The 23,958-nt window shown below is 55.8% G+C and carries 24 protein-coding genes and 1 riboswitch; of the genes, 22 read left to right on the forward strand and 2 right to left on the reverse strand.

Going from position 1 to position 23,958, the window contains the following annotated elements:
• Nucleotides 1-124 precede the first annotated feature (124 nt).
• The 20 genes from GZH47_RS18045 to GZH47_RS18140 all read left to right on the forward strand — a co-directional run bounded on the left by GZH47_RS18045 (nucleotide 125) and on the right by GZH47_RS18140 (nucleotide 17,527).
• Nucleotides 125-1,225 carry an L-threonylcarbamoyladenylate synthase gene (locus GZH47_RS18045; RefSeq protein WP_162642360.1) on the forward strand — a complete coding sequence of 367 codons (1,101 nt, stop codon included), beginning with the start codon at nucleotides 125-127 and terminating at the stop codon, nucleotides 1,223-1,225.
• A gap of 385 nt (nucleotides 1,226-1,610) precedes the next feature.
• On the forward strand, nucleotides 1,611-2,171 hold the full coding sequence (locus GZH47_RS18050) for a manganese efflux pump MntP (protein WP_162642362.1): 561 nt from the start codon (nucleotides 1,611-1,613) through the stop codon (nucleotides 2,169-2,171).
• Nucleotides 2,172-2,208: 37 nt separating this feature from the next.
• Nucleotides 2,209-2,790 (forward strand): low molecular weight protein arginine phosphatase, encoded by a 582-nt coding sequence (locus tag GZH47_RS18055; RefSeq protein ID WP_162642364.1) that lies wholly within the window; start codon nucleotides 2,209-2,211, stop codon nucleotides 2,788-2,790.
• A 116-nt stretch (nucleotides 2,791-2,906) separates the two neighbouring features.
• A riboswitch (ZMP/ZTP riboswitch) is annotated at nucleotides 2,907-2,989 on the forward strand.
• Between the two features lie 120 nt (nucleotides 2,990-3,109).
• The gene (rpiB, locus tag GZH47_RS18060) at nucleotides 3,110-3,577 is read left to right on the forward strand and encodes a ribose 5-phosphate isomerase B (RefSeq protein WP_162642367.1); all 468 of its coding nucleotides are present in this window, start codon (nucleotides 3,110-3,112) and stop codon (nucleotides 3,575-3,577) included.
• Nucleotides 3,578-3,589: 12 nt separating this feature from the next.
• The gene (locus tag GZH47_RS18065; RefSeq protein WP_162642369.1) at nucleotides 3,590-4,192 is read left to right on the forward strand and encodes a TIGR01440 family protein; all 603 of its coding nucleotides are present in this window, start codon (nucleotides 3,590-3,592) and stop codon (nucleotides 4,190-4,192) included.
• A 100-nt stretch (nucleotides 4,193-4,292) separates the two neighbouring features.
• Nucleotides 4,293-5,540 carry a serine hydroxymethyltransferase gene (locus GZH47_RS18070; protein ID WP_162642371.1) on the forward strand — a complete coding sequence of 416 codons (1,248 nt, stop codon included), beginning with the start codon at nucleotides 4,293-4,295 and terminating at the stop codon, nucleotides 5,538-5,540.
• Between the two features lie 355 nt (nucleotides 5,541-5,895).
• Complete coding sequence (locus tag GZH47_RS18075) at nucleotides 5,896-6,687, forward strand: sugar phosphate isomerase/epimerase family protein (protein ID WP_162642373.1); 792 nt, start codon at nucleotides 5,896-5,898, stop codon at nucleotides 6,685-6,687.
• A 218-nt stretch (nucleotides 6,688-6,905) separates the two neighbouring features.
• Entirely contained in the window at nucleotides 6,906-7,964 is a 1,059-nt protein-coding gene (locus GZH47_RS18080; protein ID WP_162642375.1) for a glycine-rich domain-containing protein, read from the forward strand.
• A 184-nt stretch (nucleotides 7,965-8,148) separates the two neighbouring features.
• Entirely contained in the window at nucleotides 8,149-8,778 is a 630-nt protein-coding gene (upp, locus tag GZH47_RS18085; RefSeq protein ID WP_162642378.1) for a uracil phosphoribosyltransferase, read from the forward strand.
• Between the two features lie 15 nt (nucleotides 8,779-8,793).
• Complete coding sequence (gene wecB, locus GZH47_RS18090; protein WP_162642380.1) at nucleotides 8,794-9,942, forward strand: non-hydrolyzing UDP-N-acetylglucosamine 2-epimerase; 1,149 nt, start codon at nucleotides 8,794-8,796, stop codon at nucleotides 9,940-9,942.
• Between the two features lie 189 nt (nucleotides 9,943-10,131).
• Nucleotides 10,132-10,383, forward strand: coding sequence for a hypothetical protein (locus GZH47_RS18095; RefSeq protein ID WP_162642383.1), 252 nt, complete (start codon nucleotides 10,132-10,134; stop codon nucleotides 10,381-10,383).
• Nucleotides 10,383-10,793 (forward strand): ATP synthase subunit I, encoded by a 411-nt coding sequence (locus GZH47_RS18100; protein ID WP_162642385.1) that lies wholly within the window; start codon nucleotides 10,383-10,385, stop codon nucleotides 10,791-10,793. The genes GZH47_RS18095 and GZH47_RS18100 overlap by 1 nt, the downstream gene beginning before the upstream one ends.
• Nucleotides 10,794-11,567 carry a F0F1 ATP synthase subunit A gene (atpB, locus tag GZH47_RS18105; protein WP_162642387.1) on the forward strand — a complete coding sequence of 258 codons (774 nt, stop codon included), beginning with the start codon at nucleotides 10,794-10,796 and terminating at the stop codon, nucleotides 11,565-11,567.
• Nucleotides 11,568-11,641: 74 nt separating this feature from the next.
• A complete protein-coding gene (gene atpE / locus GZH47_RS18110; RefSeq protein ID WP_162642389.1) occupies nucleotides 11,642-11,866 on the forward strand; it encodes a F0F1 ATP synthase subunit C in 225 nt (74 codons plus the stop codon).
• Nucleotides 11,867-11,969: 103 nt separating this feature from the next.
• On the forward strand, nucleotides 11,970-12,452 hold the full coding sequence (gene atpF, locus GZH47_RS18115; RefSeq protein ID WP_162642391.1) for a F0F1 ATP synthase subunit B: 483 nt from the start codon (nucleotides 11,970-11,972) through the stop codon (nucleotides 12,450-12,452).
• Nucleotides 12,449-12,997 (forward strand): F0F1 ATP synthase subunit delta, encoded by a 549-nt coding sequence (locus GZH47_RS18120; RefSeq protein WP_162642393.1) that lies wholly within the window; start codon nucleotides 12,449-12,451, stop codon nucleotides 12,995-12,997. The genes atpF and GZH47_RS18120 overlap by 4 nt, the downstream gene beginning before the upstream one ends.
• Nucleotides 12,998-13,013: 16 nt before the next feature.
• Entirely contained in the window at nucleotides 13,014-14,528 is a 1,515-nt protein-coding gene (atpA, locus tag GZH47_RS18125) for a F0F1 ATP synthase subunit alpha (protein WP_162642394.1), read from the forward strand.
• Nucleotides 14,529-14,651: 123 nt separating this feature from the next.
• Complete coding sequence (atpG, locus tag GZH47_RS18130) at nucleotides 14,652-15,512, forward strand: ATP synthase F1 subunit gamma (RefSeq protein ID WP_162642396.1); 861 nt, start codon at nucleotides 14,652-14,654, stop codon at nucleotides 15,510-15,512.
• Between the two features lie 136 nt (nucleotides 15,513-15,648).
• Nucleotides 15,649-17,067 carry a F0F1 ATP synthase subunit beta gene (atpD, locus tag GZH47_RS18135; protein WP_162642397.1) on the forward strand — a complete coding sequence of 473 codons (1,419 nt, stop codon included), beginning with the start codon at nucleotides 15,649-15,651 and terminating at the stop codon, nucleotides 17,065-17,067.
• A 61-nt stretch (nucleotides 17,068-17,128) separates the two neighbouring features.
• Complete coding sequence (locus GZH47_RS18140; RefSeq protein WP_162642399.1) at nucleotides 17,129-17,527, forward strand: F0F1 ATP synthase subunit epsilon; 399 nt, start codon at nucleotides 17,129-17,131, stop codon at nucleotides 17,525-17,527.
• 172 nt (nucleotides 17,528-17,699) lie between these two features.
• On the opposite strand, the gene GZH47_RS18145 is transcribed toward GZH47_RS18140, so the two are convergent.
• Together GZH47_RS18145 and GZH47_RS18150 are read right to left on the reverse strand one after the other, a co-directional pair.
• On the reverse strand, nucleotides 17,700-19,244 hold the full coding sequence (locus GZH47_RS18145; RefSeq protein ID WP_162642400.1) for a glycoside hydrolase family 5 protein: 1,545 nt from the start codon (nucleotides 19,242-19,244) through the stop codon (nucleotides 17,700-17,702).
• A 235-nt stretch (nucleotides 19,245-19,479) separates the two neighbouring features.
• Entirely contained in the window at nucleotides 19,480-21,030 is a 1,551-nt protein-coding gene (locus GZH47_RS18150) for a glycoside hydrolase 5 family protein (RefSeq protein WP_162642401.1), read from the reverse strand.
• A 377-nt stretch (nucleotides 21,031-21,407) separates the two neighbouring features.
• On the opposite strand from GZH47_RS18150, the gene GZH47_RS18155 reads away from it, so the two are divergent.
• Complete coding sequence (locus GZH47_RS18155; RefSeq protein WP_162642402.1) at nucleotides 21,408-22,496, forward strand: lysylphosphatidylglycerol synthase transmembrane domain-containing protein; 1,089 nt, start codon at nucleotides 21,408-21,410, stop codon at nucleotides 22,494-22,496.
• Nucleotides 22,493-23,953 carry an alkaline phosphatase family protein gene (locus GZH47_RS18160; protein ID WP_162642403.1) on the forward strand — a complete coding sequence of 487 codons (1,461 nt, stop codon included), beginning with the start codon at nucleotides 22,493-22,495 and terminating at the stop codon, nucleotides 23,951-23,953. Before GZH47_RS18155 ends, GZH47_RS18160 begins: the two co-directional genes overlap by 4 nt.
• Nucleotides 23,954-23,958 lie beyond the last annotated feature (5 nt).

Consider the following 23,958-nt stretch of genomic DNA (forward strand, 5'->3'; position numbering starts at 1 on the left):
GGCAGAGCCGGCGCCCGCAAAACCTGCGCTGCTGCGAGCAAACGCGGTTTTGTTTCGCGCGGGGACGCGTATGGTATAATAGAAATAAAAAGAAGCTATTCTTGCAGAATCCGGAGACGAGAAATTGAACCTACCTATACGAAATACAAACCACTGGCGCGTGGACGGTCATGCGCCGGATCGAGAGCAATTGAAGGCGGCGGCGGAGCTGTTGAAAGCGGGAGGCACCGTCGCTTTTCCGACGGAGACCGTATACGGGCTTGGCGCCGACGCGCGCCGCACGGAGGCGGTGGAACGGATTTTCGAGGCCAAGGGCAGGCCCTCGGACAATCCGCTTATCGTCCATATCGCGGAGCGGGAGCAGCTTGAAGCGTTGACGCTGCCGCTCGAAGGGGAAGGCGCCGGGGCGTTGGCCGGCCGGCTAATGGACCGCTTCTGGCCGGGGCCGCTCACGATCGTGCTGCCGGTCAGGCCGGGCGCCGTGTCGCCGCGCGTCACCGCCGGCCTGGATACGGTCGCGGTGCGGATGCCCGCGCATCCCGTCGCGCTGGCGCTGATCGCGCAATCGGGCTGCCCGCTTGCCGCGCCGAGCGCGAACCGTTCGGGCCGCCCGAGCCCGACGCTGGCGGCCCACGTGGAGGGCGACCTGAACGGACGCATCGACGGCATCGTCGACGGCGGCGCCGCGGGCGTCGGCTTGGAATCTACCGTCGTCGAGGTGGTCGACGGCGGTACGGTACGCATTCTGCGCCCGGGCGGAGTAACCGCCGAAGCGCTGGAGGATGCCGGCGCGGCGGTCGTCTATGACGCCGTCGCCGCGCCCGAGGCCGCGGAAGACGCGGCGGCCGGGCAGGCTCCGCGCTCGCCCGGCATGAAATACGCGCATTATGCGCCGCAAGGGCATATGCAGCTGGTCAAAGGCGAGCCGGACGCGGTCGCCGCCTGGATCGGGGCGGCCGTCCGCGCGGCGCGGGAGAGCGGCGAGCGGACGGGCGTGCTCGCCTTTGCCGAGCATGCCGCTCGGTACGACGCCGACTGCGTGCTCGTCGTCGGCAGCCTGGCGCGGCTCGATACCGCCGCGCACGGCTTGTACGCCTCGCTGCGCGAGTTCGATGCGCAGGGCGTGCAGCGCATCTGGGCCGAGACGTGCCCCGAGCAAGGCATCGGGCACGCGCTCATGAACCGCCTGGCCAAGGCTGCCGGCCACGCGGTCGTCCACGTCTAGCGCGGCGGCAGAACCCGCCGCGCGTGCGCCGCATTCACGCAGCACACGCTCTCACAGCATGCTCTTGCAGCGAGCTCACGCGGCATGCTCTCGCAGCATGCTCTTGCAGCGAGCTCACGCGGCATGCTCTCGCAGCAAGCTCACGCGGCACAAGCTCACGCAGTCCGCATTCGCAGTCCGCATTCGCAGTCCGCATTCGCAGTCCGCATTCGCAGTCCGCATTCGCAGTCCGCATTCGCAGTCCGCTCACACAGCAAGTTAACGCGGCACGCTCAACCAGCACGCGCTCACGCACCCACTCCCGCCCCGCCATCCCGCCCGTTGGTCATCTTTCCCATCTTGTCCGCATATGCTTGGATGAGATGATGGACAGGGAGTGGATCGGATGGTGGAGGCAGGCATGCATGCCGGACAGCTGCTAACGCTGGTTATTATCGCGTTGGCGCTCGGGATGGACGCTTTTTCGCTGGGCGTGGGCATCGGGCTTAAGGGCATTCGGCTATTGGATATTTTCAAATTGAGCGCATTGATCGCGCTTTTTCATATCCTGATGCCGATTATGGGGATTTTCACCGGACAATACGTCGGCTCGCTGCTAGGCGGCGTGGCGACTTCGGTTGCGGGCGGGCTGCTCCTGCTGCTCGGCGGCCATATGATCTATAGCTCGCTCCGAGGCGACGCGGTGACGTCCATTAACCACCGCAGCGCTTGGGGCATGCTGATCTTCGCGCTCAGCGTCAGCATCGACTCCTTCTCGGTCGGGCTGTCGCTTGGCATGTTCGCCGTGGATATGCTGCTCGCGGTGCTGCTATTCGGGGTGGCCGGCGGATGCATGTCCATCGCCGGGCTCATGATCGGCCGCAAGGTCAGATCCAGCTTCGGCGAATATGGAGAAGCCATTGGCGGCGTCATTTTATTTACGTTCGGGCTGCTTATAATATTCTGACACCGTATCTTGATCATCACCCTAGGAGGTTTTTCGCATGAAACGGATCTTGTTCGTATGTACAGGCAATACCTGCCGCTCGCCGATGGCGGAAGCGATGCTCCGGGCGATGGCGCAGGAACGCGGCATGGCCTTGGAAGTGCGTTCGGCCGGCGTATCGACCGTCGACGGTCTGCCGGTCTCGGCGAATGCGCAGTCCGTGCTTCGGCGCCGCAGCATTCAGCACAACAACGGCTCCACGGCGCTCGATAACGGCTCCGTGACTTGGGCCGATCTCATATTGACGATGACCGCCGGCCATAAAGGCAATCTGCTGCAGCGCTTTCCGAGCGCCGTGGACAAGACGTATACGCTGCTGGAGTATGCCCATCGCGACGAAGAAGGCGAGCGGCGCATTGCGGAGTTGGAAAGCCTCTACACGGATTTCCAGATGAAGCAGGCGCTCGGCGGACAATTGACGGAAGAGGAACGCGGCAGGCTGCTGGAGCTGGAAGCTGCCATTCCGAGCTTCGATATTGCTGACCCTTTCGGCGGCTCGCTGCAGATTTACGAAGACAGCGCGGCCGAGATCGAAGCGGCTCTTCGCAAGCTGCTCGACCGCCTGCAGCATCGCAAATAACGGCGAGCCTTATGCGGGGGAGAAGCTTGCTGCGCCGCTTAGCGGGCGTCAGCCGTTTCTTCTTAATTCCATTGATTTTGCCGGCGCGATCCGGTATGATAAAAGCAATTAAAGACGGTTTCCGATGTAACTGGCGACGAAAGTGGGTCCAACCACGGTGGAGCATCGGATCATACGGCCGGTCGCCTGGGCAAAGAGCAGCGTGCGTAAGCATGCTCGCTCTTTTTTCGTCTTTTCCGGCGAAATCAGGTATACTAAGACCATTGTGAATCGACAATTTCCGCCATCGCGCGGTTTCAAATGGGAGGTATAGGCAAGTATGAAAATCGCCATCGGAGCAGACCATGGGGGCTACAGCCTGAAAGAAATCGTCGTCCCCTTCATTCAATCGCTCGGCCATGAAGTCGAGGACGTCGGCTGTGACTGCGAGCAGTCCGTCGACTATCCGGATTATGCGCTTCCGGTATGTGAGCTTGTCGCGGAAGGGAAAGCGGATCGCGGCATTCTCATTTGCGGCACCGGCATCGGCATGTCGATCGCGGCCAACAAAGTGACCGGCATCCGCTGCGCGCTCGTGCATGACATGTTCTCGGCGCAAGCGACGCGGGATCATAACGACACGAACGTGCTGGCCATGGGCGAACGCGTCATCGGACCCGGCATCGCGCAGGAAATCATTCGCATCTGGCTGGAAACGCCGTTTTCGAACGGCGAGCGCCATGTCGGCCGCTTGAGCAAGGTGCAGCGGATCGAAGCGAAATACGCGCAGCCGGTTCACGCGGAATAAGGAGCGGATACCGTGAGCGAAACGGGAACGGCATGGAATTCGGCGCAGCTGGCTAAGGACGTGGAGACGGTAGTCCGCGAGTTGGCGGAAGCCGCAAGCTTGCGTCAAGGACAGCTGCTCGTCATCGGCGTCTCCACGAGCGAGGTGCTGGGCGAGCGGATCGGCACATCCGGCACGCCGGAGACGGCGGAGGCGATTTATGCCGGCATCGAAGCGGTCCGGCGCGACGTTGGGTTTTATCCCGTGTTTCAATGCTGCGAGCATTTGAACCGGGCACTCGTTATCGAACGGGAGGCGGCGGAACGGTACGGGCTCGAGCTCGTCTCGGCCGTCCCCGTGCGCAAGGCCGGCGGCTCCATGGCGGCGCATGCGTTCCGTGCGCTGTCGGATGCTTGTCTTGTCGAAACGGTGCAGGCGCATGCCGGCATCGATATCGGCGATACGTTTATCGGCATGCATTTGAAGCGCGTGGCCGTCCCCGTGCGGCCGTCGATCCGGTCCATCGGGTCGGCTCATCTGACGATGGCGTTCACGCGTCCGAAGCTGATCGGCGGCGAACGCGCGGTCTATGCCCTCGATTCGAAGGCGGATGCCGCGAACGGCAATTGCGACTAACCATTTTGAATAAGCGCAGGTTTTCGATGCCGTATGTTGACTAGTACGTAAACGCTTCGCACGGAACTGCGTTAAATAAACTTTAGGAGGATATACAATCATGGAAAACCTACGTAAGCAAGATCCTGAAATTCTGAAAGCAATGGGCCTGGAGCTGCAGCGCCAGCGCGACAACATCGAGCTGATCGCATCCGAGAACATCGTGTCCGAAGCGGTTCTTGAAGCAATGGGCTCCGTTCTGACGAACAAATACGCGGAAGGCTACCCGGGCAAACGTTACTATGGCGGCTGCGAGCACGTGGATATCGCGGAAGATATCGCACGCAACCGTGCGAAGGAACTGTTCGGCGCCGAGCACGCGAACGTACAGCCGCATTCCGGCGCGCAAGCGAACATGGCGGTTTACTTGGCTGCGTTGAACCCTGGCGACACGGTGCTGGGCATGAACCTTGCGCACGGCGGCCACTTGACGCACGGCAGCCCGGTTAACGCATCCGGCCTCCTTTACAATTTCGTTCCTTACGGCGTTAGCGAAGATACGTTCACGATCGATTATGCGGAAGTCCGCAAGCTGGCGTTCAAGCACCGTCCGCGCATGATCGTTGCAGGCGCGTCCGCTTACCCGCGCATCATCGATTTCGAAGAGCTCGGCAAAATCGCGAACGACGTAGGCGCGCTGCTCTTCGTCGACATGGCGCATATCGCGGGTCTGGTCGCGGCGGGTCTTCACCCGAGCCCGGTGCCGCATGCGCACTTCGTTACGACGACGACGCACAAAACGCTCCGCGGACCGCGCGGCGGCATGATCCTGTGCCGCAAAGCATGGGCGCAGGCGATCGACAAAGCTGTATTCCCGGGCTCCCAAGGCGGCCCGCTGATGCACATCATCGCTGCCAAAGCGGTGGCTTTCGGCGAAGCGCTTCAGCCTTCGTTCAAGGAATACGGCAAGAACGTGATCGACAACGCGCAAGCGCTGGCTGAAGCGCTGATCGCGCAAGGCATCAACATCGTATCCGGCGGCACGGACAACCACCTCATGCTGATCGACCTGCGCAATCTGAACATCACGGGGAAAGACGCGGAGCATGTATTGGATTCCGTTCAAATCACCGTTAACAAAAACGCTATCCCGTTCGATCCTACGAGCCCGTTCATCACGAGCGGCATCCGTATCGGTACGCCGGCGGCAACATCCCGCGGCATGGGCGTAGAGGCGATGAAGACGATCGCGGAAGTCATCGCGATGACGCTGAAGAACCCGAAAGACGAAGCCGTGCTGAACAAAGCGCGCGGCATGGTCAGCGACCTTGTATCGCAATACCCGCTGTACCCGGGCATCGCATACTAATCGCCCTTCGTGCTGCAGCCAGCCTATTTCCCGGCGCTGCGCGGAACGCGAACATCCCAATGAAAGCCATCGGCCGCTGCCCCGCGCAGCAGGCCGGTGGCTTTTTCTTGCTCTCGTTCTGCCTCTCGTTCTGCCTCTCGTTCTGCCTCTCGTTCTGCCTCTCGTTCTGCCTCTCGTTCTGCCTCTCGTTCTGCCTCTCGTTCTGCTTCTCGTTCTGTTTCTCGTGATGATGTCGTAACGATTGTGACGGATAATCGGCAGGTGATTGCCGTATTTCGTCGAATCCTTTAACAATCGGCCGTCCATCGGCTGATTATTGAATATGCACACTATGGATCGTGGAGGAGAATCGAACATGAAACTGGGCATCATTGCCGAACCGAAGGCGGAAAGCTTCGATTACGCCGCTGGACTCGGATTGGAATTCTTGGAGTTTTGCATTAACGTCGGCACGCCGGCAGGCGACTTCGCCGCGGTCGTTCCCGAACTGAAAGCAGCCAGCGCCCGCACCGGCGTCGCCGTGGGATCCATCGGCCGCTGGGGCCCGGACCGGATTGCCAAGGACGGCAGCATCGTCGAGGAAGAACTGCAAGCGTCTTATACGCTGATCGACGCCTGCCAAGAGCTGGGCTGTCCGGTATTCGTATGCGGCGCCAACTATATCGAAGAGCGTTCTTACTTCGAGAACGTGCAATCTGCTATCGCTTATTTCGAGCTTCTGCTCGAATATGGACAAGAGCGCGGAGTCCGCATCGCGACCTACAACTGCCATTGGAACAGCTTTATCGTCGACGGGACGGCGTGGAAACTCATTCACGGCCATCTGCCGGAGCTCGGCATTAAGTTCGATCCGTCCCATGCCCGTTATGCGGGACAGGATTATTTGCAAGAGATGACGGACTGGGGACATCGCTTCCTGCACGTGCACATCAAAGGCTCCGTCATCGTGAACGGCAAACGCTTCGACGATCCGCCGGCCGGCCTTGACCAGACCGACTGGGGAACGTTCATGGCCGTGCTGTACGGCGTGGGCTACCAAGGCGGACTGAGCATCGAGCCGCATTCCAACACATGGACGGGAGAGCTTGGCCAGCAAGGCGTCAAGTTTACGGTGGATTACATGAACAGGCTTCTTCTGCGCAGCTAAAGCGCCCCTTCGAACGCGTCTCCTATGGACCGAAAGGCATTTCGTTCCGGGAGGCACAGGCATCCCTTTCCCGGCCAGTTGGCGCGAAATGCGCCGGCCTGCCGGTAAGGGATGCTTTTTTTTGACAATCAAACGTTAATTTTTCCTCAAAAACCGCATGCCGCCTGCAAGGCGCATGCTATGATGGAGGTACATATTTCGGAAGGCGGTGAGGCCGCATGTTTTTCTTTATGGCAATGATCGTTATCATCACCTTCTTCGTTTTGTCGAACCTGATGAAGTCCAGGAACGGCAGTCCATCGCAGCGCGGAGGAAGAGGCGGTCCGCGCATCAGCCGTCCCGCTGCGCTGCTCCCTGCGCCTCCCGAATGCCTCGGCGTTCCGGCCGGACATCCCGTGCGGCCTGCGGCAGAGCGCTTGGAGGAGGCTTTGACGCCGGATTTCGAGGCGCGCGTCAAGGATCGGGTGCTTCGTCTTGCGCCGAGCATGCGGGAAGGCGAATGGCAGTGGCGCTGGTTCGAGCTGAAGCGGTATTTTCTCTTATGCGGCGTGCTTCGCGGCGTGCCGATGTACAGCGCCCAGGTCGACGATGTCTGGCATGAAATGCTCATGTTCACGCGGGAATACGAACAGTTCTGCAGGCAGTTTTGCGGAAGCCTTATCCATCACGCGCCGCATACGGCGGATGCACAGCCGGATCGAGGCGCGCGCGCGTGGTTCGATTGGGTGTACGGCGAGCTGTTTCTGCCCGTGTTCGGAAGCGCGCGGTTGTGGGGCTCCTTCTATCGGACGCCGATGCCGCGCGAACTGATGCATGAGCTTGCGACCGGCAGCGCGGAGGAGCTGCGCGGCAGACGTTTCAATACGGGCGCGGCCGCGTTGTTTCCCGACTTGGCGGCGACCGTCGATTACTTGATCGAACGCGGCCGGAGCCTGGCTTCCTCGCGAAGCGCCCCGCAGACCGATAACGATGGCGATCTGTCCTCGACGATGCTCATGACGGGAATAATGTCGGGGGCGTTCTTCTACTCTTCGTGGGGTCCCGAAGAAAACTTCCAGTCGCAGATGGATGCCTATCAGCCAGAGGAAGAGCCGAGAGAGAACAACAACAACAGCGGATGCAGCGGTACTTATGCCTGCAGCGGCGACAACGGTACGGACGGAAACGGAGGGGACGGATCCTCCTGCAGCGGAAGCGACGGGGGAGGAGACAGCGGTTCTTCCTGCGGGGGAGGCTCATCCTGCGGTTCCTCCTGCGGCGGGGGAGGCGGCGATTAACGCTCGTTGACCGGTGCATCGGCCCAATTGGCGTTAGCCATGCATGCGCATTCTTCAATTGCAAGAAATCGGCGCGTTCGGGCATACTTTGGAGTAGGGTTTTTTCGTTGCCGTACGGATGTGCACAATGAAGCGCCGAATGCTATACTATTCAGTTGAAGAAGATTTTCGGGAGGTTGAACTAATGGGCACTCTTACAATCTGTGACCATCCGCTTATTCAGCATAAGCTGACGTATATTCGTGATAAAGAGACGAAGACAAAGGATTTTCGCGAACTCGTGGACGAAATCGCGACGATGATGGCCTACGAGATTACGCGTGATTTACCGCTTGAGACGGTTAACGTGAAGACTCCGATCGTTGAAGCGCCGAGCAAGGTGATTTCCGGCCGCATGCTGGGGCTGATTCCGATCCTGCGCGCGGGCCTCGGCATGGTCGAAGGGATGCTGAAGCTGATTCCGGCCGCGAAAGTCGGCCATATCGGCCTGTTCCGCAACCCTGAGACGCTGCAGCCCGTAGAATACTATGTTAACCTGCCTGCGGACGCGACGGAACGGCTGCTGATCGTCGTCGACCCGATGCTGGCAACGGGCGGTTCGGCCATATCGGCGATCAATTCGCTGAAAACGCGCGGCTGCACCCAGATCAAGCTGATGTGCCTGATCGCTGCGCCGGAAGGCGTAAAAGCCGTCCAAGAGGCGCACCCGGACGTTGATATTTACTTGGCTTCGCTCGACAGCCATCTCAACGATCACGGATATATCGTACCGGGGCTCGGCGATGCCGGCGACCGCATGTTCGGAACCAAATAATTAGGAGTGACTCCATTGGCGAAGTTGAAAGTAATGACGATATTCGGCACAAGGCCGGAAGCAGTGAAAATGGCTCCCCTCGTGCTGGAGCTGCAGAAGCATCCCGAAGAGATCGAATCCATCGTCTGCGTGACCGCGCAGCACCGGCAAATGCTCGACCAAGTGCTCGATTTCTTCAAAATCACGCCGGACTACGATCTCAACGTGATGAAAGACCGGCAAACGCTGACCGAAACGACGATGCGCGTGCTGGAAGGACTGGAGCCCGTGCTTCGCGAGTCGAAGCCCGACATCGTGCTCGTTCACGGCGACACGCTGACTTGCTTCTTGGGCAGCTACGCGGCTTTCCTGCAGCAGATACCGGTCGGACACGTGGAAGCGGGACTGCGGACATGGAACAAAATGTCGCCGTATCCCGAAGAGATGAACCGGCAGCTGGTCGGCGTCCTCGCGGACGTTCACTTTGCGCCGACCGATTGGTCCGCCAACAATCTGCGCAAAGAAAACAAGCCGGAATCTGCCATATACATAACGGGAAATACGGCGACCGACGTGTTCCAATACACGGTGGACAAGTCCTTCACCCATCCCGTGCTCGAATGGGCTGCTGACAAGCGGATGATCTTCATGACGGCTCACCGCCGCGAATCGCTGGGCGAGCCGCACCGCAACATTTTCCGGGCGGTGAAGAGAATCGCCGACGAGTTCGAGGATGTCGCCATCGTCTACGCCGTTCACATGAATCCGGCTGTGCGCGAACCGGCCAACGAGATTCTAGGCAACCACCCGCGAATCAAGCTGATCGAGCCGCTCGATGTATTCGAAACGCATAACTTCTTCCCTCATGCGTACATGATCATGACCGACTCCGGCGGAATCCAAGAAGAGGCGCCGTCCTTTGGCGTGCCTACGCTCGTGCTTCGCGATACGACGGAGCGTCCGGAAGGGATCGAGGCCGGAACGCTCGAGCTGGTGGGCACCGATGAAGCCGTTGTTTACGACCGCGCAAGGGCGCTTCTGACGGACGAGCAGCTGTATGCGAGAATGAGCAATGCGGCTAATCCGTACGGCGACGGAGAAGTGTCGATTCGGATTGTGCAGGCGATTTTGCATCATTTTGGGAGACGTGATGAACGGCCGGAACCGTTCACACAACGTTCATAGGATGCGCTGATAGGCATGCATGCTCGGTAACGCTACAGCATACAGTGCTACTGTACGGTTTGGAAATCCGGAAACCCTAGGTAAATCAAGGGTTTCCGGCTACCTGTTCACTAAATGTTTGAATTTATATCAATTGACAAACCGTAACGCTCATGGCTAAAATAAATAAGAGTTTTGGAGTGATTCACGATGAATCGATCCGATAACGACAAGAATCGCAAAGCAGAAAACGGTAGTTTTGGCGATAATCCGTGGCGAGCAATGGGCCTGATCGGATCCGTCGGCGGAACGATAGGCGCAAGTTTGGGCTTAGGGTTCTGGATCGGCTCCAAGATTAACGCCGAGTATGGCGGCATTTACGGCATGGCCGCAGGTTTTATCGTGGCAGCTATAGCAACCATACTACTGATTCGAACGTTTACAGGGGGCAATGCAAGCTAATGGATCAGTTGTCCGGCCACCTTAGAACGGTTAAGCGTATTACTTTCTTTTTTTTGTCTCTATGCTTCGTTGGATGGGCCCTGTTTCCGGACCTGAAACCGTTCTTCGGCGGATTGATTCTCGGAGCTGCGGCAAGTCTTGCAAACGCCTTCCATCTTTCGTGGAAAGTACAGCGCGTCGGTGCGGGCGCGGCGGAGGGGAACAAGCGACGCGTAAACATGGGTTTTCTCACGCGCGCGTGTATCGCCCTGCTCGCGTATGTAATCGCAACCAGGTACTTTTCGTTCAGCCTCTATGGAACAATAGCCGGATTATTTACCGCTCAATTGGCAACACTCATATTGGGATTTAAAGCCAAGAGCAAACCGGCGGTACGGCATTCTACTGATGAAAGGGGTGAAAACAACTAAATGGATCACATTTTCCCTGAAGTGGAACTGGGCGGCATCAGCTTTGACTTAGCTGCCATTTTCATGATCCTAGTCTCCAGTATCGTGGTGTTCGTTCTCGCAAAGCTTGCGGTTCGGGGTGCTTCGGTGACGAATCCGACCAAGATGCAGAACTTCCTGGAGTGGGTTATTGAATTCGTAATCAACATCATCGGTACTTCCATGGACATCAAGAAGGGCCGTCCGTACTTGACGCTCGGTATTGCGCTGATCATGTACTTGTTCGTAGCCAACTTGCTGGGTCTGCCTTTCGGCATTATCTCGAAAGTCGACGTTCATCACGGCGCGCAGTTCCTCGGAATGGATTTGGTAATGCCGACGGATCTTGCAGCCGATGAAACGGAAGTTCACATCGCGTGGTGGAAATCGCCGACGGCCGATGTTGCCGTTGCAGGAGCGCTCATGGCGATCGTCATCGTATTGACGCACGTCGAGGGCTTGCGCCGCAATCGCAAACATTACCTGAAACACTATTTCGAACCATACATCGCTTTCTTCCCGCTGAACGTTATCAAAGAGGTTTCGAAACCGTTGTCGCTTTCGCTTCGTCTTTACGGTAATATTTTCGCGGGCGAGGTCATGATCTCCGTTATCATGGGCATGGGCTGGTTCGGTATTCCTGCTCTGATCGTTTGGCAGGGCTTTAGTATCTTCGTAGGCGCAATTCAGTCTTTCGTATTCGTCATGCTAACGATGGTTTACATGTCGCAGGCGATTGTTCATGAAGAACATTAACACAGTATCAAACCTGCAATCTTGCAGGAAACAATAAAACTAATTTTCTACACTTTTAAGGAGGATTTTTCTAAATGGAAAACTTGGCATTGATCGCAGCAGCGATTGTATTCGGACTTGGTGCACTTGGCGCGGGTATCGGTAACGGTTTGATCGTAGGTCGCACGGTTGAAGGTATCTCCCGTCAGCCAGAACTTCGTGGTACGCTTCAAACAACAATGTTCATCGGGGTAGCACTCGTAGAGGCATTGCCGATCATCTCCCTCGTACTCGCGTTCCTTTTCTACGCAAAAGCTTAAGACGATTATCGCAATCCGGCGGGGAGTGCCATTGCCTCCGCGCCTTCCTTTTGTCAGCTTTCTGCGGAGAGCCGGCTAATTTTCGGAAAGGAGTGACCTGCGCGTGCATATCGAATGGTCCAATTTTTTCATTCAACTGATTGCCTTCGGCATCCTTTACTGGCTGCTTAGCCGTTATGCTTTCGGTCCGCTCTTCTCCATCATGGAACAGCGCAAGCAGTTCGTGAAGGAACAGCTTGAGAACGCGGAGAACAGCCGCAAGCAAGCAGAGCAGCAATACGAAGAGCAGAAATCCACGCTTCAACAAGCGCGTAAAGATGCTTACGACATTATCGAGCAGGCGAAACAAACGAGCTCGAAACAAGCTGAAGAAATCGTACACACTGCTAAATCCGAGGCGACTCGCCTGAAGGACGAAGCCGTGAAAGATATCGAGAGCGAGAAAAACAAAGCGATTGCGGCCCTTCGCGGCCAAGTTAGCGGCATGTCCGTTATGATCGCATCCAAAATCATCGAGAAACAAATCGATGACAAGTCCCAAGAACAACTCGTCAACCAATACTTGAACGAGGTTGGAAGCAAATGAGCCGCGAGAGCGTCGTAGCTAAACGCTACGCTAAAGCGCTGTTTGAACTGGCACAAAGCAACAATGCTGTGGCCGATGTCGAGAAACAGCTGAAAATCGTTGTCGAAGCATTGTCGGAAGATGCGCAAATCCGCAAATTCCTGGCGCTGCCAAACGTCGAAGTCAGCCGGAAAATCGAGATTATCCAAGGTGCCTTGTCCGACAAAGTATCGGTTATGGTTCTGAACACGGTAGAGCTTCTGATCGTCCGCGGCCGTCAAGGCGCGCTCGCTGATGTCTATGAAGCTTATACGAAAGTAGCGGGCGATGCGCTCGGTCAGGCACACGCTACGATATATTCGGCCAAATCGCTGACTGCCGAGGAAATGTCCAAGGTAGCGGCGCAATTCGGCGAAATGATCGGCAAACGCATCATTGCAAAACAAATCGTTGAACCTGCTTTGCTCGGCGGCGTACAAGTGCGCATCGGCGATCGTCTGTATGACGGAAGCCTCTCCGGCAAGCTTGCTCGACTTGAACAAGTGTTGAAAACTCAAGCATTGTAGATAGGGGTGAACGGAATTGAGTATCAGACCTGATGAAATCAGCACGCTGATTAAACAACAGATCGAACAATTTAAATCCGAAATTCAAGTCGTAGACGTCGGTACGGTCATCCAAGTCGGTGACGGTATCGCTCGCGTGCACGGCCTTGAGAACGCAATGGCTGGCGAACTGCTCGAATTCTCGAACGGCGTTATGGGTATGGCCCTTAACCTTGAAGAGAGCAACGTCGGTGTCGTTATCATGGGACCGTACACGGGTATCCGCGAAGGCGACCAAGTGAAAAGAACAGGCCGCATCATGGAAGTTCCAGTTGGCGAAGCTTTGCTTGGCCGCGTTGTTAACGCACTGGGCCAACCAGTTGACGGCAACGGACCAATCGCAACAACTGCAACGCGTCCAATCGAATCTCCGGCACCGGGCGTTATGGCCCGTAAATCCGTATTCGAGCCGATGCAAACAGGTATCAAAGCAATCGATGCGATGATTCCAATCGGCCGTGGTCAGCGTGAGTTGATCATCGGCGACCGTCAAACGGGTAAAACGCAAATCGCGATCGACACGATCGTGAACCAAAAAGGCAACGGCGTTATTTGTATCTACGTTGCAATCGGTCAAAAGCAATCCACGGTTCGTACGGTAGTTGAATCCCTTCGCCAACAAGGCGCTTTGGAATACACGATCGTCGTAACGGCGAGCGCTTCCGAGCCGTCCCCGCTTCTTTACATCGCGCCTTACACAGGCTGCTCGATGGGCGAGTACTTCATGTACAACGGCAAACACGTACTTGTTATCTATGATGACCTTTCCAAACAAGCGGCAGCATACCGCGAGCTTTCCTTGCTGCTCCGCCGTCCTCCGGGTCGGGAAGCTTATCCGGGCGACGTTTTCTACCTTCACTCCCGTTTGCTTGAGCGCGCAGCTAAGCTGAACGATGAGCTTGGCGGCGGTTCCTTGACTGCTCTGCCATTCATCGAGACGCAAGCCGGCGATATCTCGGCTTACATCCCGACGAACGTAATCTCGATTACGGACGGTCAAATCTTCCTAGAGTCCGATCTGTTCTACTCCGGTCAGCGTCCAGCGGTTAACGTTGGTAACTCTGTATCCCGTGTAGGTAGCTCCGCTCAAATCAAAGCCATGAAAAAAGTTGCGGGTACGCTCAAAACCGACCTTGCCCAATACCGCGAACTGGCAGCATTTGCAGCATTCGGATCCGATCTCGATAAAGTAACGCAATCCCGTCTGAACCGCGGTGAGCGTACGCTTGAAATCCTGAAACAAGGCGTTAACCAGCCACTGGCTGTAGAGCGTCAAGTTGTATCCCTGTATACCGTTACACGCGGCCATACGGACGATATTCCGGTTCAAGACGTACGTCGTTTCGAGCAAGGCCTCCTGGCTTACGTGGATGCGAACAAGCCGGAAATCCTCGCTTCGATCCGCGATACGAAAGACTTGACTTCCGACAACGAAAAAGCGCTGGTTGAAGCGATCAAATCGTTCAAAAACAGCTTTGCCGTATCGGTATAAATAATAGACTCACCTTCGGGCCGCATGCTATGCGTGCGGTTCGAGTCAATAGCGCGGAATAAACCCGGCAAAGGGTGAAGCTTCGCTTCGCCAGGAAGGCCGGTAACAAGGTGGTGACAACGAATGGCTAAAGGTATGCGCGAAATCAAACGCTCGATCAAGACTACGCAAAACACGAAGCAGATCACGAAGGCAATGGAGATGGTTGCATCCTCGAAGCTTAGAAAAGCACAAGAGGCTGCGGTAGCATCGCGTCCATATACCGACAAGATCAAAGAAGTTGTAGCGAGCATCGCGTCGGGTGGAGGCGCAATCAAGCATCCGATGCTGCAAAGCCGCGAGATCAAGCGTACGGCCTATCTGGTCGTCACGTCGGATCGCGGATTGGCGGGCGGATACAATGCGAACGTGCTTCGCAAAGTATGGGTTACGATCCAAGAGAAGCACAAGTCTCCTGCTGAGTACGACGTGTTCGTCATCGGGCGTAAAGGCCGCGATTACTTCAAGCGCCGGGGTATTGCCCTTGCGGATGAAATAACGGGACTTTCGGATTCGCCGAAATTCGCCGATATCAAGTCGTTGGCGGCAGCTGCTGTCAAAGGCTTCGAAAGCGGCAAATACGACGAACTGAACCTGGTGTACAACCAATTCTACAATGCAATGACCCAAGTGCCTGTCATCAAGCAGCTGCTTCCGCTGGACCAATCTCAATTCACAGGCGCGAAAGCGTCCTACGAATACGAGCCGTCACCTGAGAAGGTACTCGACGTGCTGCTGCCTAAATACGCGGAGACGGTGATTTACAGCGCGGTATTGGAAGGCAAAGCGAGCGAGTTCGGCGCGCGGATGACTGCAATGGGTAATGCGACGAAGAACGCGACGAAGATGATCGCCGGCTTGACGTTGACGTACAACCGTGCGCGCCAAGCAGCAATCACGCAGGAAATCGCGGAAATCGTCGGCGGCGCGAACGCGCAGCAATAATGGTAAACGATCGTTTCGGAGGCAGCCTCCGAAACAGCTATAAATCAGTGTATCCGGGGGAGCATTTCTCCGGAAAACTTAAGTCCACGCTTCCGGAGCAAGCTTTTCTCCGGAAAGCTTTTTAGGAGGTACAAGAATGAGCAAGGGGCATGTAGTCCAGGTTACAGGTCCAGTTGTCGACATCGCGTTCGAGAACGGACATTTGCCTGAGATTCTGAATGCGATCAAAATCGAGCGTAAAGCTCAAAACCCGGGCGAAGTCGACATCAACCTCACGGTTGAAGTTGCGACGCACCTCGGCGACAATCTGGTTCGCTGCGTTGCAATGTCTTCCACTGACGGTCTGGTCAGAGGAACGGATGCCGTTGATACGGGTAACCCGATCACAGTACCTGTAGGACCTGCAACGCTTGGCCGCGTATTTAACGTACTCGGCGATCCGATCGACAACAACGGCGACGTTGACCGTTCGATTGCAAATCCGATCCACCGTCAAGCTCCTCCATTCGAAGAGCTGTCGACTTCCCAAGAAATCCTGGAAACGGGAATTAAAGTTATCGACCTTATGGCGCCTTACTCCAAAGGCGGTAAAATCGGTCTCTTCGGCGGCGCGGGCGTAGGTAAAACCGTAACGATGCAAGAGCTGATCCATAACATCGCTCAAGAGCACGGCGGTATCTCCGTATTCGCCGGCGTAGGCGAGCGTACTCGTGAAGGTAATGACCTTTACCACGAGATGAGCGATTCCGGCGTTATTGCTAAGACAGCGATGGTATTCGGCCAAATGAACGAGCCTCCAGGCGCGCGTCTTCGCGTAGCTCTGACAGGTCTGACAATGGCTGAGTATTTCCGTGACGTAGAAGGAAGAGACGTTCTGCTGTTCGTCGATAACATCTTCCGCTTCACGCAAGCCGGTTCGGAAGTATCCGCATTGCTCGGCCGTATGCCGTCCGCGGTAGGTTACCAGCCAACGCTGGCAACTGAAATGGGTCAACTGCAAGAGCGTATCACTTCGACGAAAAAAGGTTCCGTTACTTCCATTCAAGCCATCTACGTTCCTGCCGATGACTATACGGATCCGGCTCCTGCAACGGCGTTTGCCCACTTGGATGCAACGACGAACCTTGAGCGTAACATCGCGGCAATGGGTATCTTCCCGGCTGTTGATCCGCTCGCTTCGTCTTCCCGTATCCTGACGCCTGAAATTCTTGGCGAAGAGCACTACCAAGTTGCTCAAAGCGTTAAGAAACTTCTGCAGCGTTATAAAGAGCTTCTGGATATCATCGCGATCCTCGGTATGGACGAGTTGTCCGAAGAAGACAAACTCATCGTTATCCGCGCTCGTCGTATCCAATTGTTCCTGTCGCAGCCGCTTCACGTTGCCGAAGCGTTCAATGGTATGCCTGGACTGTACGTACCGGTTAAAGAAACGGTACGCAGCTTCAAAGAAATTCTCGAAGGTAAGCACGATGACCTTCCGGAACCGGCATTCCACAACGTCGGAACGATCGAAGATGCAGTTGCGAAGGCGCAAAAACTCGCACAAGAGGTTTAATTCGTCGCCTAAGCTTACGAAGTTGCGTCTTACCTCGTAGGGCGCATGGGAGGGTAAGATCATGAGCTCCTTTTTACTGGAAATTGTAACGCCTGAGCGTAAAGTTTACGCTGAGGATGTAAATATGGTCATCGTCAAAGGCTCTGAGGGCGAGATGGGCATTATGCCTAATCATATCCCGATGGTCACGCCTTTGAAGATTGCTCCCATTACGGTCAAGAAGAAGAACACGGAAGAGAAAATCGCCGTTGGCGGCGGTTTTCTCGAAATCCGCAAGGATAAAGTGGTCATTCTGGCCGAGAGCGCTGAACTGCCTGGCGATATCGACCTCGCCCGCGCAGAAGCAGCGAAGCAACGTGCGGAGCAACGTCTAGGTGGCAAGAGCGATTACGATCAACTTCGCGCCGAGCTTGCTCTGCAGCGCGCTATGAACCGGATCGCCGTAAAATCGAACGGCTAAGAAACAAGTAAGGCTGGCTCTCTACACGGATCTCATCTGTGCGAGAGTCAGCCTTTTTGTTATTCATGCTGCCGAGATTTGAAGAGATGCCGTTTGTCGGGTTAATAAGAAAGACAAGAAAGAGCCTTCGGCGTCCGCTAGCAGCGAGCGCCGAAGGCTCTTGGGCATTCATTTAGTTGATGCTATCGACGTAAATGCTGCCGTTCCAGGTTCCGCTCGTTTTGAGCTCGATGCCGATTCGCTTCATCGGCGTCGGCGCGTTCGACGGGATGGATACGGTAATCGTATTCCAGGCATTCTTGGTCAGTGCGGCGTAGGTTTGGAAGTTGCCATGCCATGCCCAAGCATTGCTTTGCACGAACGGTTGAACCGACGCAATCGCGGCCCCGCTAGGCACCCATATGCGGAAGGTGACCGTGGCTCCCGCGGCGAAACCCGCCGGATTATCCATTTGTGCATAGTACGTGGCGGCGGCCGTCGAATTTGCCGTCATCTTCAACGCGTAAGTGCCGGCATACGCGCGGTCCGTGCTGGCAGCGACCGTAAGGCCATTCGTGCCAACAAACCCTTGCAGCGCGTTGCCTTCGAAATTGAATTTGGCGGTATCGCCGCTGGCGGCAGGGAATACGAGCGAATTGTGCGCACTCTGGAACGCCGTTGTAGCAGGCGACAGATTGGTCATGTTACCGTTGCTATCAACGCCGTTGGACGTCCAAGGCATGACGCCTGCGTATCCGTTCGTGTACGCGTTAGCGAAATCGTTCGTGAGCGTATGCCCGGTCGATCCGAGCGCCGGCGCTTCGCCGACAACGACCGGACGGTCCCAAACCAGATACCATTGCGTTGGCGTTACATAGAAAGGGATACCCCAATAAGGCTCTTGCCATGGATAGTAATGCGGCGAGTAGAAGTCGAATTTCGCAAGCGGGCTGTTCACTTTGGCCTGCAGCGCCGCATCGCTGATTTTGTTGCCGCTGGATCCGCCGGCCGTTGCGCTCATGTACTTCACGCTTCCCATGCCGACCGTCGTCAGAATGCTGCTGTTCTGATGGATGGCGACTGTAGCTTTAGCAAAGTACGTTTGCAGACGATCCCAAGAGATTTGGCCGGAATCGGCGTTCTCGTAGACCCAATCCGGTTCGTTCATCAGATCGATGGACCAGAGCCACGGATTGCTTTTGTAGCGATTAACGAAAGGAATGAGGTAGTTGGTGACGTAGGAGTCGAGGTTGGTATCGCTGAGGAGCATATTGCGCCAGTTTTGATAATTCGTATGGCTGTTCTTGAAATGGTCGAACGACATCAGCGTAGCCATAATGTACACGCCGTGATTTTGAGCGATTTGGAATAAGCTGTCGAGATTGTTCCAATGCGCCGTCGTTGCGCCAGTCACTTGGCCGCTGCTGGTAATGTTAATGCCGACTTCGCCGTTGCACGTAATCCAGACTCTTGTCGCGTTAATACCGTTACTGTGCAAGGATGCGAAGTGATTATCCCACCAGGCGTAGTCGAAGGAGCCGCCAAAATCGTTCCAGCTGTTCCACGGCGTATTGGCGCCATTCATGAAAATTTGCTGGCCGCCGGCATAGAAGTTCGTTCCGCTGATTGTTATACGATCCCCATAAGCTGCGTGCACGGACGACGGAATACTCAATGTGCCAAACAGAAACGCAAGAGACAAGCATAGGGATACCAAGCCACTGCGTACATTCTTCATGATTCATTAATCGCTCCTCTCATAATGTCAATCAGCAAGCATCTTCGAAACAAACAGATTTGGGAACTGAACCTCACTCCTATCCGGTAAGCTGAAATATAAAGCACTTACATTTCCATTTTTGATGATTGCCGAAGGTTTGTAAATAGAAGATTGTAATGAGATTTGCTCGCCAAAATGTGCAAAAAAAACCTCCAAAACCTGCAAGAGTCAGGCGTTGGAGGCTTCGCGAAGATTAATTGATGCTGTCTACGTAGATGCTTCCTGTCCACGCGCCGGATGTGACAAGCTCGATTCCGATGTTTTTGACCGGAACGGTAGCTGTCGAAGGAATCGTAACAGCAATGGTATTCCAGGCGTTCTTCGTCAATCCCGTATAGGCTTGGTAATTGCCGTACCAGGTCCAGTTATTGCCTTGGACATAAGGCTGAATAGAAGTAATGGCGGCGCCGCTAGGTACCCAGACGCGGAAGGTGAGCGTGCTGTTCGCGCTGATGCCGCTAGGATTGTCGAGCTGCGCGGAGTAGGGGCCGGATGCCGTGCTGACTACGCTCATCTTCATGGCGTAACTGCCTGCATAGGCTCGATCATAGCTCGAGGCTACCGTCAGACCGCTTGTAATGCTCTTGAAGCTTTGAAGCTGATTGTTCTCGAAATTGAACTTTGCCGTATCGTTCGTTGCAGGCGGGAAAACGAGCGAGTAGTGGGCATCGCGGAACGCTTTCGTTGCCGGCCCCAAATTGGTGATGCTGCCGTTGCTGTCTACGCCGTTGGACGTCCAAGGCATAACGCCTGCATAGCCGTTCGTGTAAGCATTCGCGAAATCATCCGTGATGGTATGGTTCGTCGAGCCGATTGCGGGCGACTCGCCAATGATGACAGGCCTATCGTGCACGATGCCATACTGGGTCGGCGTCTCGTAGAACGGGATGCCGAAGTAAGGATCCTGCCAGCCGTAGTAGTGCGGCGAGTAGAAGTCGAGCTTGGCTAGCGTGCTGCTTACTTTGGCCTGCAGAGCGGCATCGCTGACTTTATTGCCGGTCGAGCCGGATTGCGTGGCGCTGTTGTATTTCACCATCCCGAGACCAACCGTCGTCAAAATGCTGCTGTTCTGATGAATGGCGACTGCAGTCTTGGCAAAATACGTTTGCAGGCGATCCCAGGAAAGCTGCCCGTTCGCCGCATCCTCGTAGACCCAGTCCGGCTCGTTCATCAAGTCGATCGCAAAGAGATAGGGATTGTTCTTGTAGCGGTTAACAAACGGAATCAGATAGTTGGCGACATAAGAATCGATGTTCGCGTCGCTCAGGAGCATATTGCGCCAGCTGTTATAATTGGCATGCGAATTATTCATATGGTCGAAGGACATGAGCGTCGCCAGAATGTAAACGCCATGGCTTTGCGCAATTTGGAACAGGCTGTCGAGGTTGTTCCAGTGCGCGGTCGTCGCGCCGGTAACTTGGCCGGAGCTATCGATGGTAATGCCGACTTCGCCGTTGCACGTAATCCAAACGCGTGTGGAGTTAATGCCGTTGTCATGCAGCGTTTGGAAGTGGTTGTCCCACCAGGAATAGTCGAAGCTGCCGCCGAAATCGTTCCAGCTATTCCAAGGCGTATTGGCGCCGTTGAGGAAGATCTGCTTGCCCCCGGCATAGAAATTCGTCCCGCTGACCGTAATCCGATCGCCGAACGCCGCGCTGGTGGAGGATGGTGCGCAGAAGGAGCCGAATAATACGGAGAAAGCGAGGACAAGCGATAATAAACCATGGCGCGTACGTTGCATCATTTCATGAGTCTCTCCTCTCGAATGTAAGGCTGGCAAGCTGGAACAACCATATATAAAGCGCTTACAATTCCATTTTTAATCATTGGCATTGTTTTTGTAAATAGAAGATTGTAATAAGTTACAGTGAACAAAAATCTATAATCGCGATATTTACTGTAAGTATATCCCAGTAAATAATGCTATTACTAGGTATAAATACCCGGTTTTCGAATGAAATATAGAGCTGGAGAGACGGAGAGGAAACGGGCATATGCGCGCTGCAGCGCAGTCTTGCGGCCGTATGCGGAAATGGTTTGACGCATACAAGTTATGACTCTATACTGAATGATAACAATTCTCACTATTGACGACGAGAATGGCTGAAACGGCAGGATAGAATGATGAGAAAAATAGGCATTCCCTTAGGCGGGCTCGTCTTGGCTGCTTTCTTCGTCTGGATTACGATGCGTTGGTTCAAAGGGGAATTGATCGGCGAAGCCGCGATGCGGCTGCTGCATTCGCCCGGCATGCTCGTTCTTATGACCGCTGGCTACGGGCTGTCGTTCTGGCTGAAGGCGCTGTCTTGGCGGTTATATGCCGGGCGGGAGACGATCGATCCCTTAGCGAGATATATCCATCCGTTGTTCGTGAGTCTGCTGGTTAACCATGTGCTGCCCGTGAAGGCAGGGGACCTGGCAAGATCAGGGCTGCTTGTGCGGAGCACGTCGATCCGCTGGGATGATGCGCTGCATTCCGTAGCCGCGATGCGGGTGCTGGATATGGCATCCTTGCTGCTCATTGGGTCCTCCGGCGCGCTTGTGCTTGGACTCGAGGCTTCCCCGTTGTATATGGCCGTGCTCGGAGGTGCGCTGCTCGTTTCCGCTGTTTGCTGGCGGGGGCTGGAGCGGCTGCGGCTACGGGAGCGTTCCGAAAGACGAACGGAAGCGACACGGGAGCTGGAAACGTCAATGCTTGCAGACAGCCTCTCCGATTCCTCATTGCCTGAAGCGGAACGGGATGGCGTGCAGACAAGCCGCATAAGACGAGCAGAACGGGATAAAGCGATACTGCTGCGGCATTACGAGCATTTAAGGACGACGCTTGCGTCGGGCCGAGGCGCGGCTGCGGCTTTGCTAACGCTGGCTTGCTGGCTATTGGAGGGCGCGGTGCTCTATGGCGTCGTCCGCGTGCTTGGTTTATCCGTCGGTCCGCTGCAAGCGATATGGGTGACCGGGATGACGATCGCCGGACAGATCTTTCATATTACGCCGGGCGGCATCGGAACGTACGAGACGACGATGACGGCATCGCTTGGCGTGCTTGGCATCGCCGGAAGCGCTGCGTACACGGCAGCGTTATTATCGCATGGGTATAAATTTATGTTTGCTTTTCTAACGGGAGCGATATCGCTTGCGATGTCGGCCGTAACTTGGAGTGAAATGCGAAGCTGGCTTCGGCTGCGAAAGAAAGAGGGGCAAGGCGAATGAAGAAAGCGTCGGGATTTGAAATCGTAGCGGCGCGCTGCTGGAATTTATTGAACGAGGGGAAGCCGTTCACGCCGATATTCACGATCAGCGTATATGCGCTCTATCATATGAATCAATGGGGGGACGGGGGCTTCTGGGAGCGTTTCGCGCTCGGCCTGCTGGCTGCCCTGCCGTTGTTCGCGCTATACTTTTATTATGATTTCCCTTTGTTTCTGCGCAATTATTTATGGTTCCCGGTCGTTGCCGCGTTATTGCTGTGGCGGGATACGGCGCTCGATTTGGGCATGTACGCGCTTGGCATCGGACTGTTCCTGTTCTTTACGATCTACTTCTGGGGAACGTTCTATTATCATCTCCGCATCGGCACGTCGTGGTGGAACTTCAAGCGGTTCTGGAAACTGGTGCTGAAGAACAGCGATTCGACGAGCGGCAACGCGCAAGAGCAGCTGCCGAAATTTCTGTTATTGCTGTTCGTCGTCGATACGGCTGGCGCGAAGTGGGCGGGGACTTCCTTGGAGACGAGCGATTTCGGATGGGGGACGTACGTTTGGTTTCTGATCGGAACCGCGATCTATGCATGGGTGCTGCACCGTTATTTATTCGACTGGAAGCCGAAAGAAATCGCAGGGTATACGGTACCGGCGGCGGTGCCTGCGAGAACGCAGGACGGCAAAGTGTTCGTGCTGGTGATCGACGGCATGAGGAAGGACCGGTTCGAGGAAGCGAACGCGCCTTTCCTTAAGAAATGGCGGGCGGAAGGCACGGAATACACGCAGATGGAGACCGTCTATCCGGCACGAACGGTCGTCTGCTTCTCGTCCATGTTCACGGGCACCTATCCGCGCGAGCATGGCATAACGTCCAATATGGTATGGAAGCTCGGCATCAAGGTCGAATCGATCTTCGACAGCCTGCGTAAAGTCGGCAAACGCGGCCGCCTGCTCGGCATCGCCCATCTGATTGATTCCATGGGCGACGACGTGGAGAGCGTCACGGCCGTCATGCATAACGATAAGGCGGATCGCAACATCATGGAGCGGGCGAAGCTCATCATGGCGGAGCAGGATCCCGATCTGCTGGTCGTGCAGTTCATTGCGACAGACCAGACGGGGCACAGCATGGGCGCCTTGTACGACGAATACCGGCAAAAAATCGAAGAAGCGGATGCGCTGATCGCGGAGTTCGTTGGCTGGCTCGCGGAACGGGGAGATGCGGATAACGCAACGTTCATCGTATGCGCGGATCACGGACAGGCCGACGGCATCGGCGGACACGGGCATCTGGACGAAGGGGAGCGTTACGTGCCGTTCTTCCTGTACGGTCCGGACGTGCGCTCAGGCGTGAAGGTGGATGCGAAGCACTCCCTCGTGTCGGTCGCACCGACGCTCAGCTACTTGCTGGGAACGCCGCTGCCGAGCCATAGCAGAGGCCCGGTGCTGACGGATGCATTCGAATGAAACGC

This window comes from Paenibacillus rhizovicinus, assembly GCF_010365285.1.
Taxonomy (GTDB): Bacteria; Bacillota; Bacilli; order Paenibacillales; family Paenibacillaceae; genus Paenibacillus_Z; species Paenibacillus_Z rhizovicinus.